This is a genomic window from Serratia sp. Ae19-1 (genome assembly GCF_059801225.1).
Genome location: NZ_JBCHWD010000002.1, coordinates 953,567 through 967,755 on the forward strand (window position 1 = coordinate 953,567; position 14,189 = coordinate 967,755).

At 61.5% G+C, this 14,189-nt stretch carries 16 protein-coding genes; 11 read left to right on the forward strand and 5 right to left on the reverse strand.

The genetic code is table 11. The annotated features are described in order from the left end of the window. Window positions 1-19: 19 nt before the first annotated feature. A complete protein-coding gene (gene crp / locus AAIE04_RS09765) occupies window positions 20-652 on the reverse strand; it encodes a cAMP-activated global transcriptional regulator CRP (protein ID WP_004090925.1) in 633 nt (210 codons plus the stop codon). A gap of 382 nt (window positions 653-1,034) precedes the next feature. Here crp and AAIE04_RS09770 point away from each other — a divergent pair, with 382 nt between their 5' ends. Beyond that, on the forward strand, window positions 1,035-1,442 hold the full coding sequence (locus AAIE04_RS09770; protein ID WP_004930372.1) for an OsmC family protein: 408 nt from the start codon (window positions 1,035-1,037) through the stop codon (window positions 1,440-1,442). A 38-nt stretch (window positions 1,443-1,480) separates the two neighbouring features. On the opposite strand, the gene AAIE04_RS09775 is transcribed toward AAIE04_RS09770, so the two are convergent. The 3 genes from AAIE04_RS09775 to AAIE04_RS09785 form a co-directional block, all read right to left on the reverse strand. Next, a complete protein-coding gene (locus AAIE04_RS09775; protein ID WP_004930374.1) occupies window positions 1,481-2,350 on the reverse strand; it encodes a phosphoribulokinase in 870 nt (289 codons plus the stop codon). Between the two features lie 151 nt (window positions 2,351-2,501). Beyond that, a complete protein-coding gene (locus AAIE04_RS09780; protein WP_019456138.1) occupies window positions 2,502-2,735 on the reverse strand; it encodes a YheU family protein in 234 nt (77 codons plus the stop codon). After that, on the reverse strand, window positions 2,732-3,712 hold the full coding sequence (locus tag AAIE04_RS09785; RefSeq protein WP_019456137.1) for a hydrolase: 981 nt from the start codon (window positions 3,710-3,712) through the stop codon (window positions 2,732-2,734). The genes AAIE04_RS09780 and AAIE04_RS09785 overlap by 4 nt, the downstream gene beginning before the upstream one ends. Window positions 3,713-3,831: 119 nt before the next feature. Between AAIE04_RS09785 and AAIE04_RS09790 the strand changes: the two genes are divergently transcribed. The 6 genes from AAIE04_RS09790 to tauD all read left to right on the forward strand — a co-directional run bounded on the left by AAIE04_RS09790 (window position 3,832) and on the right by tauD (window position 8,792). After that, window positions 3,832-4,434, forward strand: coding sequence for a LysE family translocator (locus AAIE04_RS09790; RefSeq protein ID WP_498576853.1), 603 nt, complete (start codon window positions 3,832-3,834; stop codon window positions 4,432-4,434). Between the two features lie 10 nt (window positions 4,435-4,444). Then, the gene (locus AAIE04_RS09795) at window positions 4,445-5,227 is read left to right on the forward strand and encodes a PhzF family phenazine biosynthesis protein (RefSeq protein ID WP_498576854.1); all 783 of its coding nucleotides are present in this window, start codon (window positions 4,445-4,447) and stop codon (window positions 5,225-5,227) included. 114 nt (window positions 5,228-5,341) lie between these two features. Next, entirely contained in the window at window positions 5,342-6,337 is a 996-nt protein-coding gene (tauA, locus tag AAIE04_RS09800) for a taurine ABC transporter substrate-binding protein (protein WP_154747832.1), read from the forward strand. Between the two features lie 9 nt (window positions 6,338-6,346). Then, window positions 6,347-7,114 (forward strand): taurine ABC transporter ATP-binding subunit, encoded by a 768-nt coding sequence (tauB, locus tag AAIE04_RS09805; protein ID WP_019456133.1) that lies wholly within the window; start codon window positions 6,347-6,349, stop codon window positions 7,112-7,114. Next, window positions 7,111-7,947, forward strand: coding sequence for a taurine ABC transporter permease TauC (gene tauC / locus AAIE04_RS09810; protein WP_019456132.1), 837 nt, complete (start codon window positions 7,111-7,113; stop codon window positions 7,945-7,947). The genes tauB and tauC overlap by 4 nt, the downstream gene beginning before the upstream one ends. Then, a complete protein-coding gene (gene tauD / locus AAIE04_RS09815) occupies window positions 7,944-8,792 on the forward strand; it encodes a taurine dioxygenase (RefSeq protein ID WP_414946461.1) in 849 nt (282 codons plus the stop codon). Before tauC ends, tauD begins: the two co-directional genes overlap by 4 nt. A gap of 3 nt (window positions 8,793-8,795) precedes the next feature. On the opposite strand, the gene AAIE04_RS09820 is transcribed toward tauD, so the two are convergent. Next, complete coding sequence (locus tag AAIE04_RS09820) at window positions 8,796-10,709, reverse strand: ABC transporter ATP-binding protein (protein ID WP_498576855.1); 1,914 nt, start codon at window positions 10,707-10,709, stop codon at window positions 8,796-8,798. A 129-nt stretch (window positions 10,710-10,838) separates the two neighbouring features. Here AAIE04_RS09820 and kefG point away from each other — a divergent pair, with 129 nt between their 5' ends. The 4 genes from kefG (at window position 10,839) to slyD (ending at window position 14,113) form a co-directional block, all read left to right on the forward strand. Continuing rightward, on the forward strand, window positions 10,839-11,390 hold the full coding sequence (gene kefG, locus AAIE04_RS09825) for a glutathione-regulated potassium-efflux system ancillary protein KefG (RefSeq protein ID WP_025159909.1): 552 nt from the start codon (window positions 10,839-10,841) through the stop codon (window positions 11,388-11,390). A gap of 2 nt (window positions 11,391-11,392) precedes the next feature. Further along, window positions 11,393-13,201, forward strand: coding sequence for a glutathione-regulated potassium-efflux system protein KefB (gene kefB, locus AAIE04_RS09830; protein ID WP_019456128.1), 1,809 nt, complete (start codon window positions 11,393-11,395; stop codon window positions 13,199-13,201). A 14-nt stretch (window positions 13,202-13,215) separates the two neighbouring features. Next, on the forward strand, window positions 13,216-13,419 hold the full coding sequence (locus tag AAIE04_RS09835) for a YheV family putative zinc ribbon protein (RefSeq protein WP_015379274.1): 204 nt from the start codon (window positions 13,216-13,218) through the stop codon (window positions 13,417-13,419). 112 nt (window positions 13,420-13,531) lie between these two features. Then, window positions 13,532-14,113, forward strand: coding sequence for a peptidylprolyl isomerase (gene slyD, locus AAIE04_RS09840; RefSeq protein WP_482674248.1), 582 nt, complete (start codon window positions 13,532-13,534; stop codon window positions 14,111-14,113). Window positions 14,114-14,189 lie beyond the last annotated feature (76 nt).

Consider the following 14,189-nt stretch of genomic DNA (forward strand, 5'->3'; position numbering starts at 1 on the left):
TGCGCCGTTTTTTCAGGGATTAACGGGTGCCGTAGACGACAATGGTTTTGCCGTGGGCGGAAATCAGATTTTGGTCTTCCAGCATTTTCAGAATACGGCCAACGGTTTCGCGCGAGCAGCCGACGATCTGGCCGATTTCCTGACGGGTGATTTTGATCTGCATGCCGTCCGGGTGAGTCATGGCGTCGGGTTGCTTCGCCAGATTCAGCAAGGTTTGCGCGATGCGGCCGGTAACGTCCAGGAAGGCGAGGTTGCCCACTTTTTCGGAAGTGACCTGCAGGCGGCTCGCCATTTGGGCGGACAGACGCATCAGGATGTCCGGGTTCACCTGGATCAGCTGGCGGAATTTCTTGTAGGAAATTTCGGCCACTTCACAGGCGGTTTTCGCGCGAACCCAGGCGCTGCGCTCCTGGCCCTCTTCGAACAATCCGAGCTCGCCGATGAAATCCCCCTGGTTGAGGTAGGACAAGATCATCTCTTTACCTTCTTCATCCTTGATCAGCACCGCGACGGAGCCTTTCACGATGTAGTAAAGCGTTTCGGCCTTTTCACCTTGGTGAATCAGCGTACTCTTCGATGGATATTTGTGGATATGGCAATGAGACAGGAACCATTCGAGAGTAGGGTCTGTTTGCGGTTTGCCGAGAACCATTCGCTGTTATCCTCTGTTGTTATCGCTGCCTTGTGTCACAGGGGTCAGAGTTCCCTGTAAAACCCGCCTGTAGCCGCTGTTATGAGCGAGGGCTACCGGCAAGTTTTGAGGCGTGTCATAAAAATACGCTGTCGCTCTAGCATATTAACTTGCCGTAAGCGCTGCAAGCTACATTCTGTTAACATACCGGTAAAGGAGCCTTTCTCTGGGCGTTTCCCTGAAATGCAGTGTCCCGGAAAGATTTATTGCGGCTCTGTTTGTAGCACAGAGTAAGGCGGGTGTCTCGTGTTGTCTCGCTTCAGCATGATTAGCATCAGGTTACGTTGCCTGTTTCTATGCGAAAGCGTACTCTGATTTTAAGAAATCAACCGGAGTGACCAGAATGCAGGCAAGAGTTAAATGGGTGGAAGGGTTAACGTTTTTGGGTGAATCGGCCTCCGGCCATCAGGTACTGATGGACGGCAACGCCGGCGATAAAGCGCCCAGCCCGATGGAGATGGTGCTGATGTCGGTAGGCGGCTGCAGCGCGATCGACGTGGTGTCCATCCTGCAAAAAGGGCGCAATGACGTGCGCGATTGCGAGGTGAAGCTGACCTCCGAGCGCCGCGAAGAAGCCCCGCGGCTGTTCACCCATATCAACCTGCACTTCATCGTCACCGGTCAGGATCTGACCGACAAGATCGTAGAGCGTGCGGTGAACCTGTCGGCGGAGAAATACTGCTCGGTGGCGCTGATGCTCAACAAAGCCGCTACGGTGACCCACAGCTTCGAGATCCGCCAGCCGGCGTAATCGAGACGGAGCGCGGCCAGCCGCCGCGCTCAACGCGCTTATTCGATCTTCTTGCCTTCCAGCAGCCGCTGCACCAGCGGCGCCATGATCAGCTCCATCGCCAACCCCATCTTGCCGCCCGGCACCACCAGCGTATTGATGTGCGAAATAAACGATCCTTGCAGCATCGCCAGCAAATAGGGGAAGTCTATCTGATCCAGCCCGCGGAAGTGGATCACCACGAAGCTTTCATCCAGTGACGGAATGGCCTTGGCGGCGAACGGGTTGGAGGTGTCCACCGTCGGCACGCGCTGGAAGTTGATGTGGGTGCGCGAGAACTGCGGCGTGATGTAGTTGATGTAGTCTTCCATCGAACGCACCACCGAATCCATTACCGCTTCGCGGGAGTGGCCGCGCTCGCCGGTATCGCGGATCAGCTTCTGGATCCATTCCAGGTTGACGATCGGCACCACGCCGACCAGCAGATCGACATGTTTGGCCACGTCATGGTGCTCGGTGACCACGCCGCCGTGCAGCCCCTCGTAGAACAGCACGTCGGTCGGCGCCGGCAGCGGCTCCCACGGGGTGAAGGTGCCCGGCACCTGATTGTATGGCACCGCTTCGTCGTAGGTGTGCAGGTACTTGCGCGAACGGCCGGTGCCGTTCTTGCCGTAGTCGATAAAGCTTTGCTGCAGCAGGCCGAAGTCGTTGGCCTCGGGGCCGAAATAGCTGATGTGTCTGCCCAGATCGCGCGCCTTGCGGATCGCCGCGTCCATCTCCGGCCGGGTATAGCGGTGGAAACTGTCGCCCTCCAGCTCGGCGGCGCGAATGTTGAGCTGCTGGAAGATTTTGCGGAACGCCACGCTGGTGGTGGTGGTGCCGGCGCCGCTGGAACCGGTCACCGCGATAACGGGATGTTTGGCAGACATGGTGGTTGTCACTCCGTGTTGAATGCGCCGGCGTCAGGGGATTATTGTGGCTCTTGTTGACGCTCTCTATGTCAGGAAAAAATGGTGCGCGCTGGTTTGCAATGCCCCATTGTTACCTGATTTTTTCCGTCAGTCATAGAACCGAGCGCCACTAAATTTCTTCCTGCCCGGCGCGGAACTGGCCGCGCGGCATGATGTTGACGCTCTCGTGCAGTTCCGACCACACCAGCACCACGTCGCCGTTTTTCAGCTGGCGGCGCACGTCCTCCACCTTCTGCTCCAGCGAGCGCTCGTGCTCGCCATAATCGGTGCCTTCGCGCAGTACAAAGGATTCGATCAGGCTATTCAGGGTATCGGTTGTCAGCTCTTGCCAGGGAATGATCACGTCGGGATGTCCAGATAAGGGGAAAGCCAGGCCGGAATGCGATGCTCCAGCCACATGTGCGGTTTTTTCAGCGTGCCGCCGACGAAGCCGACGTGGCCGCCGTACTCGGTCAACTGGTATTCGATATTGCGCGGCAGGCCGGCGACGTCGGGGATCACCTCATGGGTCATGAAGGGATCGTCCTTCGCATGGATGATCAGCAGCGGCGTCTGGACAGCCGGCAACAGCGGCAGGGCGCTGCAGCGGCGATAATAGTCGATAGCGTCGCTGAAGCCGTGAATGCGCGAGGTGATGGCGTCGTCGAATTCGCGGATGCGCCGCAGGCCGTTAAGCTGTGACAGCTTGAGCGGCAGGGTGTCCGGGTAGTGCAACAACTTACGGGTGGCGTTTTGTTTCAACTGCCCCAGCAGGTAGCGCTGATAAACGCGAGAGAAGCCTTGCTCCATGCGATAGGCGCAGGGCTCCAGCATCAGCGGTGCCGAGACCACCACCGCCGCCTGCAGCAGGCTGTCGGCGCCTTGCTGCGCCAGATAGCAGGCCAGCATGTTGCCGCCGAGCGAAACGCCTACCGCCGCGGTCGGCACCTCGCCGTAGCTGTCGCGCAGCCAGCGCAGGAAGAAGCGCGCGTCTTCGGTTTCACCGGAGTGGTAGATGCGCTGCTTGCGGTTGGGCACGCCGCTGCAGCCGCGAAAGTGCATCACCACGCCGAGCCAGCCGCGCTCGCGCCAGGCGTTGAGCAGGCCGTGCGCGTAGGGGCTGTAGAAGCTGCCTTCCAGGCCATGAAACAGCACTGCGCGCGGTTTGTCGCGCGCCTGCGCCGGATCCTCGCTCCAGGCGAGATCGACGAAATCGCCGTCGGGCAATTCCAGCCGTTGCCAATGCGGTTTCAATAACACGCGGCGGCGCACCAGCCGCGGCAACAGCGTTTGCAGGTGCGGATTACTGGCCCCGGTCAGGGGGCGAAAGACGTCATGCATAGGCTGAGTAAAAATGTTGTTGGCGACTATTGTGAGATCCCAGACGCACTGTTAGCTTCAATACCAATAACTAACAATGATACTGCAAAAAAGCGCCTTGGGTGAGGAGCACCCGTGCCATGGAACCGAGTTTATTCCTGTCGATGCTGGGCTTCCTGTGGGTGGCCGCCATCACGCCTGGCCCCAATAACCTGCTGCTGACTACCTCCGGCGCGAACTTTGGCTTTATGCGATCGCTGGGGCTGATGATCGGCATCATGCTCGGCATGCAAAGCATTTTGCTGTTGGTGGCCTTCGGCGTCGGCAGCCTGATCCTGGTCTATCCGTCGCTGCACCTGATCCTGAAAATCCTCGGCAGCCTGTACCTGCTGTGGCTGGCGTGGAAAGTGGCCACCGCCGCCTATGAAAAGCTGGAAACCGAGGTGGCGCCGCCGCAGCCGGTGCGGCTTTATCAGGGCTGGCTGCTGCAGTTCCTCAACCCGAAAGCCTGGCTGATGGCGTTGGGCGCGGTGGCGAGTTTCAGCCTGGCGGGCGACAGGTATAACGGTTCCATTGCGGCGATTGCGCTGGGCATTTTGGCGGTGAACATCGTCGCCGGCATTATCTGGCTGGCGTTCGGCACCGTGATCGGCCGCCGGCTGCACAGCAAAAAAGCCTGGGTTATCTTCAACGTTTCCATGGGGTTGTTGACTGCAGCCTGTGTGTTACTGATCTGGCATTAAGGAGCGAACGATGGCGGAAAACTATTATCACGTGGTCGCCTTTACCGGCGAAGGGCTGCGCGGCAACCCGGCCGGGGTCTGTCTGCTGACGCAGCCGCTGCCGACGGAGCGGCTGCAGGCGATCGCCAACGAGATCGGTCTGCCGGAAACCAGCTTTGTCTGGGATGATGGCGACATGACCGCCATTCGCTGGTTTACCCCGGAACGCGAGGTCGATCTTTGCGGCCACGGCACGCTGGCGGCGGCGCATGTGATGTTCAGCGCGGTTAACCCGGCGCTGCAGGATATTCGCTTCCGTTCGGCCAGCGGCGAGCTGTTCGTCAAGCGCGATGCGCAGGACCGGGAGCGACTGGTGCTTGATTTCCCCGCCCGGCCGCCGCAGAAAGTCGCCGAGCCGGCGGGCCTCTCGGCGCTGTTGGGCGTGCAGCCGCAAGAAGTGTGGCAGGCGAAAGCGCTGCTGGTGGTGGTGGAAAACGAGGCGCAGGTGCGCGCGCTGCGGCCGGACATTCCCGCGCTGATCGCACTGGCCGGGCGGGCGGTGATCGTCACCGCGCCGGGTGACGCGGTGGACTTTGTGTCGCGCTATTTCACCCTCGACGGCGGCGAGGATCCGGTCACCGGCTCCACACACTGCACGCTGATGCCTTACTGGACGGCGCGTCTCGGCCGCCATCGCTTGCATGCCCGGCAGATCTCGGCGCGCGGCGGTGAGCTGTTCTGTGAACTGCAAGGGGACCGCACGCTGCTTGGGGGCTATGCTCACGTGTTCTTGCGCGGGACGATCGCGCTGTAATTTACCCTAATATTACTTAAGGTAATAAAGAAGACTTTTTTATTCTTTTATCGCCCGTCATCGCTCAGATAAAACTGTCAGCAACTGAACAGATTTTTATCAACGGAGCGGAACATGGCGGGCAAACTCTTTTCCTTACGCAACGCGGCGCTGTTGGCGTTGTCGCTCAGCGCGGCCAGCGCCTACGCGGTGGACGTGACCGTGGCGTATCAGACGTCGGCGGAACCGGCCAAGGTGGCGCAGGCGGAAAACAGCTTCGCCAAACAATCCGGCGCGACCGTCGACTGGCGTAAGTTCGACAGCGGCTCCAGCGTGCTGCGCGCGCTGGCCTCCGGCGACGTGCAGATCGGCAATATCGGCTCCAGCCCACTGGCGGTGGCCGCCAGCCAAAAACTCCCCATCGAAGTGTTCCTCATCGCCTCGCAGCTCGGCAGCTCCGAAGCGCTGGTGGTGAAGAATGACATCAAAAGCCCGCAGGATCTGATCGGCAAGCGCATCGCGGTGCCGTTTATCTCCACCACCCATTACAGCCTGCTGGCTTCGCTCAAACATTGGGGCATCAAGCCTGAGCAGGTGAAGATCCTCAATCTGCAGCCGCCGGCCATCGCCGCCGCCTGGCAGCGCGGCGACATCGACGGCGCGTACGTCTGGGCGCCGGTGGTCAATGAACTGGCCAAGCAGGGCAAGGTGCTGACCGACTCCGCGCAGGTAGGTGAATGGGGCTCGCCGACGCTGGACGTGTGGGTGGTGCGCAAGGACTTCGCCGAGAAACATCCCGACGTGGTGACCGCCTTTGCTGCCAGCGCGCTGCAGGCGCAACAGGCCTACCTGGCGGCGCCGGAACAGTGGCTGAAAGATCCGAACCATCTCAGCACGCTGGCGCGCCTGAGCGGCGTGCCGCAAGCGCAGGTGCCGGAGTTGGTGAAGGGGAACCGTTATCTGCCGGTGGCGGATCAGGTTGCCCAGCTCGGCCAGCCGGTGGATAAGGCGATCCGCGATACCGCCGAATTCCTCAAGCAGCAGGGCAAGATCCCGCAGGTCGACAGCGACTACAGCGCGTATGTGACCGACCGTTTTGTGAAACAGGTGCAGGCTGCGCCGCAGTCGTAAGGAAGCAGGATGCTAAACGTCAATCATCTTTCAGCAGAGTATCAGGGGCGGCCGGCGCTGCGCGACGTGTCGTTCCAGATCGCCGCCGGGCAACTGGTGGTGGTGCTCGGCCCGTCGGGCTGCGGCAAGACCACGCTGCTGAATTTGATCGCCGGGTTTATCGAGCCTTCAGCTGGCAGCATCACGCTGGATGGAACGCCCGTTCACGGCCCGAGCGCCGAGCGGGGCGTGGTGTTCCAGCATGAGGGCTTACTGCCGTGGCGCAACGTGGTGGACAACGTCGAATTTGGCCTGCAGTTGGCCGGCGTCGGCAAGGCGCAGCGTCGCCAGGTAGCAGAGCAGATGCTGCAGCGCGTGGGGCTGGCCGGTTACGAACGGCATTTTATCTGGCAGCTTTCCGGCGGCATGCGCCAACGCGTCGGCATCGCCCGCGCCTTGGCCGCCGATCCGCGCCTGCTGTTGCTGGACGAGCCGTTCGGCGCGCTGGACGCGTTCACCCGCGAGCAGATGCAGGAGCTGTTGCTGACCATCTGGCGCGACACCGGCAAGCAGGTGCTGCTGATCACCCACGATATCGAAGAGGCGGTGTTCCTCGCCAGCGAGCTGCTGCTGTTGTCGCCGGGGCCGGGGCAGGTGGTGGAGCGGCTGTCGCTGAACTTCGGCCAACGCTATGCCGACGGCGAAGCCTGCCGCGCGATTAAGTCCGATCCTGAATTTATCGCGCAGCGCGAATACGTGCTGGGCAAAGTTTTCCAACAGCGCGAGGCCTTGCTATGAGCCTGCATTCCACTCTGAAGGCCGCGGCGCAGCCGCAGGACAAGCCGGTACGCCGTTTCAGCGTACCGCGCAACGTTTGGCTGAGCGGCGCCACGCTGTTGACGGTATTGATCGTCTGGTGGGGCGTGACGGCGCTGCAGCTGATCAGCCCGCTGTTTTTGCCGGCGCCGCAGCAGGTGCTGCACCAGCTGATCACCATCGCCAGCCCGCAGGGCTTTATGGACGCCACGCTGTGGCAGCATCTGGCGGCCAGCCTGGGACGCATTTTGGTGGCGCTGTTGGCGGCGGTGATCGTCGGCATTCCGGTGGGCATCGCCATGGGGCTGAACGACACGGTGCGCGGCATCCTCGATCCGCTGATTGAGATCTATCGTCCGGTGCCGCCGCTGGCCTATCTGCCGCTGATGGTGATTTGGTTCGGCATCGGCGAAACCTCGAAGATCTTGCTGATTTATCTGGCTATCTTCGCACCGGTGACGCTCTCCGCCGTGGCAGGCGTACGCAGCGTGGCGCAGGTGCGGGTGCGCGCCGCCCGCGCGTTGGGCGCTACGCGCTGGCAGGTGCTGCGTTTCGTGGTGTTGCCGAGCGCGCTGCCGGAGATCCTGACCGGCATTCGCATCGGGCTGGGCGTCGGCTGGTCGACGCTGGTGGCCGCCGAACTGATCGCCGCCACGCGCGGCCTGGGATTTATGGTGCAATCCGCCGGTGAGTTTCTGGCGACCGACGTAGTGTTGGCCGGCATCGGCGTGATTGCGGTGATTGCTTTTGGTCTGGAGCTGGGGCTGCGCGCCCTGCAGCGTCGATTGACCCCGTGGCATGGAGTACAGCAATGAACGAACGTCTGAATATCACCCCGCTGGGGCCTTACATCGGGGCGCTGGTGGAAAACGTTGAATTAGCCCGGCCGCTGGGCGACGGCCAGTTTGAACAGCTTTATCATGCGCTGCTGAAGCATCAGGTGCTGTTCTTCCGCAATCAGCCGATCACGCCGCTGCAGCAGCGCGATCTGGCCGGCCGCTTCGGCGATCTGCATATCCATCCGGTCTATCCGCACGCTACCGACGTGGAAGAGATCATCGTGCTCGATACCCACGACGACAACCCGCCGGACAACGATAACTGGCACACCGACGTGACCTTTATCGAGAACCCGCCGCTGGGGGCGATCCTGGCGGCCAAGACCTTGCCTTCCACCGGTGGCGATACGCTGTGGGCCAGCGGCATCGCCGCCTACGAGGCGCTGTCGGCGCCGTTCAGAACGCTGTTGGCAGGGCTGCGCGCGGAGCATGACTTCACCAAGTCGTTCCCGGAGCACAAGCATCGCGGCAGTGACGAGGAACATCAGCGCTGGCAACAGGCGGTGCAGAAAAACCCGCCGCTGCTGCATCCGGTGGTGCGCACCCACCCGGTCAGCGGCCGGCAGGCGCTGTTCGTCAATGAAGGATTCACTACGCGGATCGTCGATCTGGCGCCGAAGGAGAGCGACGCTTTGCTGAACTTCCTGTTTGCTCACATCACCAAACCGGAGTTTCAGGTGCGCTGGCGCTGGCAGGAGAATGACGTGGCGATCTGGGATAACCGCGTGACGCAACACTACGCCAACGCGGATTATCTGCCGCAGCGGCGCATCATGCACCGCGCGACCATTCTGGGGGATAAACCTTTTTACAAGGCCTGAGGCTTAGGCGTCGAACGCCTGCGTTAGCTGCTCCAGCTGTTCCTGCGCATCCAGCCAGGTCATTTCCGTCTCTTCCAGCGCGGATTTGGCCTGGCTTTGCTTTTGCAGGCAGTCGGTCAGCTCGGCCTTGCGGCTGATGTCGTACAGCGCGGAGTCCGCCAACTGCTCTTCCACCTCCGCCAGTTCGGCGCCCAGTTTTTCCATCTGCTGTTCCAGTTTGGCGATCTGCTTGCGCAGCGGTTGGGTCTGGGTGCGGAATTCCGCCTCGCGGCGTTTTTGATCCTTGCGCGCCTGCGCGCTGTTGCCGCCGCTCTCTTTTTCCGGTGCGTCCTGCTGGCTTTCCTGACGCTGCAGATCGATCAGCCACTGCTGGTAGTCGTCGAGGTCGCCCTCGAAAGGCTCGACCTGGCCGTCGTGCACCAGATACAGATCGTCGGTGGTGGAGCGCAGTAGATGACGGTCGTGCGATACCACCACCAACGCGCCTTCGAAATCGATCAGCGCCTCGGTCAGCGCCTGGCGCATGTCGAGATCCAGGTGGTTGGTCGGTTCATCGAGCAGCAGCAGGTTCGGGCGCTGCCAGACGATCAGCGCCAGCACCAGCCGCGCCTTCTCGCCGCCAGAGAACCGCTCGGTCATTTCGCTGACCTTGTCGCCCTGGAAGCCGAAACCGCCCAGATAGTCGCGCAGCTGCTGCTCCAGCACCCTTGGGGCGATGCGGCTCAGATGTTGCAGCGGCGATTCGTCGGCGCGCAGGAATTCCAGCTGGTGCTGGGCGAAGTAGCCCAGCTTGATGCCTTTCGCCAGGCCGATCTCGCCGCTCAGCGGTTCCAGGGTGCCGGCCAGCAGTTTGATCAGCGTCGATTTGCCGGCGCCGTTGCGGCCGAGCAGGCCGATGCGCGAGCCGGGTACCAGGTTCAGCTTGATTGACTTCAGGATCACTTTCTCGCCATAGCCGGCGCTGACCTTTTCCATGCGCAGCAGCGGGTTCGGCAGGCTTTCCGGCGGACGGAAGCTGAAGGTGAACGGATTGTCGACGTGCGCCGGGGCGATCAGCTCCATGCGCTCCAGCATCTTGATACGGCTTTGCGCCTGCTTGGCCTTGGTGGCCTGCGCGCGGAAACGGTCGATATAGCTTTGCAGGTGCGCCACTTTCTCTTGCTGGTGCTGATACAGCGACTGCTGCTGCGCCAGTTTGGTGGCGCGCTGGCGTTCGAACGAAGAATAGTTGCCGGTGTACTCGTTCATCGTCTGCTGTTCGATATGCAGGATCTTGTCGACGATCGGATCGAGGAAGTCGCGGTCGTGCGAGATCAGCACCAGCGTGCCGGGATAGCTTTTCAGCCAGCGCTCCAGCCAGATCACCGCGTCGAGATCCAGGTGGTTGGTCGGTTCGTCGAGCAGCAGCAGATCCGAACGGCACACCAGCGCCTGTGCCAGGTTAAGGCGCATGCGCCAGCCGCCAGAGAAGTCGCGTACCGGGCTTTGCAGCTGTTCGTTGGAGAAGCCGAGGCCGTGCAGCAGACTGGCGGCGCGGGAACGGATGGTCCAGGCGTCGATGGCGTCCAGCTTGCCGTGCAGGGTGGCGATGGCGTGGCCGTCGTTGCGGTCGTTGGCCGCCTGCAGTTCGGCTTCAAGCTGGCGAAACTCGCGGTCGCCGTCGATAACATACTCGATCGCCGGCACGTCCAGCGCCGGCGTCTCCTGGTTGACCCAAGCCAGCGCCCAGTTGCCGGGGAAGGTGAAACTGCCGCCGTCCGCCGCGATCTCGCCCTTCAGCAGCGACAGCAGCGTGGATTTGCCGCAGCCGTTTTTGCCCACCAGGCCGACCTTCTGACCGGGATTAACCGTCGCCGTGGCGTTGTCCAGCAGGACGCGAATGCCGCGTCGGATTTGTAGCGAGGAGAATACAATCATAAAGCGCCGTATGTTCAGAGTATGTTAAATTATCATTAAGGTAACAGAACGCGCACCGCGCGCTGTTTTTGTCTTTGCGATGCATGGTAACGGAAAACCGCTACCCTGACGACGCTTTGGAGGGGAATGATGTCGCAGCCGCCCAAGGTCTTGCTGCTGTATGCCCATCCGGAATCCCATGACTCGGTGGCGAACCGGGTTTTGCTTCGACCGGCGCAGCAGTTGGAACATGTCACCGTGCACGATCTCTACGCGCACTATCCTGATTTTTTTATCGATATCCATCACGAACAACAGCTGCTGCGTGAGCATCAGGTCATCGTGTTTCAGCATCCTCTCTATACCTACAGCTGCCCGGCGCTGCTGAAGGAGTGGCTGGATCGAGTCTTGTCGCGCGGCTTCGCCAGCGGGGTGGGCGGCAATGCTCTGGCGGGCAAATACTGGCGCTCGGTGATCACCACCGGCGAGCCGGAAGGCGCCTATCGCACCGGCGGTTATAACCATTATCCGATGGAAGATATCCTGCGGCCGTTCGAGTTGACCGCCGGAATGTGCCATATGCACTGGTTGACGCCGTTCGTGGTGTATTGGGCGCGGCGGCAGAAGCCGGAGGTGCTGCGCAGCCATGCGGACGCCTACGGCGAGTGGCTGAGCCACCCGCTGCCGCACGGAGGGCGGTGAGCATGGAAGGATCAACCTTACTGACCGCTATTTTACTGTTCCTGTTCGCCGCGGTGGTGACGGTGCCGATCGCTCGTCGTCTGGGGATCGGCGCGGTGCTGGGCTATCTGATCGCCGGCATCGCCATCGGCCCATGGGGATTGGGCTTCATTCGCGACGTTGACGAGATCCTGCACTTCTCCGAACTGGGCGTGGTGTTCCTGATGTTCATCATCGGCCTGGAGCTGAACCCCAGCAAGCTGTGGGAACTGCGGCGCTCGATCTTCGGCGCCGGCGCCGGCCAGGTGTTGATCACCGCGGCGGTGCTGGGCGCGTTGTTGTACCTGACGCACTTTGCCTGGCAGGCGGCGGTGATCGGCGGCGTCGGTCTGGCGATGTCTTCCACCGCGATGGCGCTGCAGCTGATGCGCGAGAAGGGCATGAACCGCAACGAAGGGGGGCAGCTCGGCTTCTCGGTGCTGCTGTTCCAGGATATGGCGGTGATCCCGGCGCTGGCGTTGATCCCGATTCTGGCCGGCGCGGGCGGCACCAGCGACGACTGGGCGAAAATCGCGCTCAAGGTGGCGGCGTTCGGCGGCATGCTGATCGGCGGCCGCTTCCTGCTGCGGCCGCTGTTCCGCTATATCGCCGCTTCCGGCGTGCGCGAAATCTTCACCGCCGCGGCGCTGTTGCTGGTGCTCGGCTCGGCGCTGTTTATGGAGACGCTCGGCCTGTCGATGGCGCTCGGCACCTTCATTGCCGGCGTGCTGCTGGCGGAGAGCGAATACCGCCACGAGTTGGAAATTTCCATCGAGCCGTTTAAAGGGCTGCTGCTGGGGTTATTCTTTATCTCGGTGGGTATGGTGTTGAATATCGGCGTGCTCTACACCCACCTGGCCGAAGTGTTGATCGGCGTGCTGGCGCTGGTGGCGGTCAAATCCGGCGTGCTCTACGGCGTGTCACGCCTGTTCGGCCTGCGCAGCTCGGTGCGCCTGCAGTTCGCCGGCGTGCTCAGCCAGGGCGGTGAGTTCGCCTTCGTGTTGTTTTCTGCGGCGGGTGCCCAAAAGGTGCTGCAGCCGGATCAACTCTCTTTACTTCTGGTGGTGGTGACGCTGTCGATGATGACTACGCCGCTGCTGATGCAGGCCATCGACCGCATTTTGGCGCGCCGCTATAACGCCAAGGACGAGGATGAGGAAACGCCGTACGTGGAAGACGACGATCCGCAGGTGATCATCGTCGGCTTCGGGCGTTTCGGCCAGGTGATCGGCCGCCTGCTGATGGCTAACAAGATGCGCATTACCGTACTGGAGCGCGACGTCAGCGCCGTTGGCGTACTGCGGCGCTACGGCTACAAGGTTTATTACGGCGACGCCACCGAGCTGGAGCTGTTGCGCGCGGCGGGTGCCGAGAAGGCCAAGTCGATCGTGATCACCTGCAATGAGCCGGAAGACACCATGGAGATCGTGCGGCTGTGCCAGCAGCACTTCCCGAACCTGAGCATTCTGGCGCGCGCGCGCGGCCGCGTGGAGGCGCATGAGTTGCTGCAGGCGGGGGTGAAACAGTTCAGCCGCGAGACCTTCTCCAGCGCGCTGGAACTGGGGCGCAAGGCGCTGATGGAGTTGGGCATGCACCCGCATCAGGCCTTCCGCGCCCAGCAGCATTTCCGCCGCCTGGATATGCGCATGCTGCGTGAACTGATGCCGCCGCATCAGGGCGACGTGGCGCAAATTTCCCGCGTGAAAGAGGCGCGGCGCGAGTTGGAAGAGCTGTTCCATCGCGAAATGCAAAAAGAAAGTCGCCAGTTCGACGGCTGGGATGAATATGAATAAGCGGGAGCATAACGATGTCTGCAACACGTAAGAGATTTATCGCCGGGGCGGTGTGCCCGAGCTGTAGCGCCATGGATACGCTGGCGGTGTGGCGGGAGGATCAGGTGGAAGTGGTGGAGTGCGTCAAATGCGGCCATCATCAGCGCCAGACCGAACAACAGGTGGAAAAACACGTTCGCCCGCAAGAGCAGGTGATCGGCATTTTCCAGCCGAAGTAGCGTTTTTTTATCCCGGAGGGTACAGCGCGACAGATTTCCGTTACAATCTGTCCGGAAAAGGCGCGCATCCCGATAACGGTGTGCGTCCTAGTAGCCAACGGTAGGAGATATCATGAAAGTAGCAAAAGACTTGGTGGTCAGCCTGGCTTACCAAGTACGTACAGAAGACGGTGTTTTGGTTGATGAGTCTCCGGTGAGCGCACCGCTGGACTATCTGCACGGGCATGGTTCTCTGATCGCAGGTCTGGAAAAAGCACTCGAAGGCCACGACGTTGGCGATCGTTTTGACGTTCACGTCGGCGCGAACGACGCGTACGGCAACTACGACGAAAACCTGGTGCAGCGCGTACCGAAAGACGTCTTCATGGGCGTTGACGAACTGCAGGTCGGCATGCGTTTCCTGGCTGACACCGATCAGGGTCCGGTACCGGTTGAAATCACCGAAGTTGACGGCGACCACGTTGTGGTTGACGGCAACCACATGCTGGCCGGCCAAAACCTGAACTTCAACGTGGAAGTTGTCGCGATCCGCGAAGCAACTGCAGAAGAACTGGCACACGGTCACGTACACGGCGAGCACGACCATCACCACGAACACGGTGAAGGCTGCTGCGGCGGTCACGGCCACGATCACGACCATGGTCACGACCACGGTAAAGGCGGTTGCGGTAACGGCGGTTGCGGCTGCCACTAAGCAGAACGCGATCACGAGACAAGAGGGCGGCCATCGGCTGCCCTTTTTTATGCGCGGCGCACCGGGCGCCGAACAG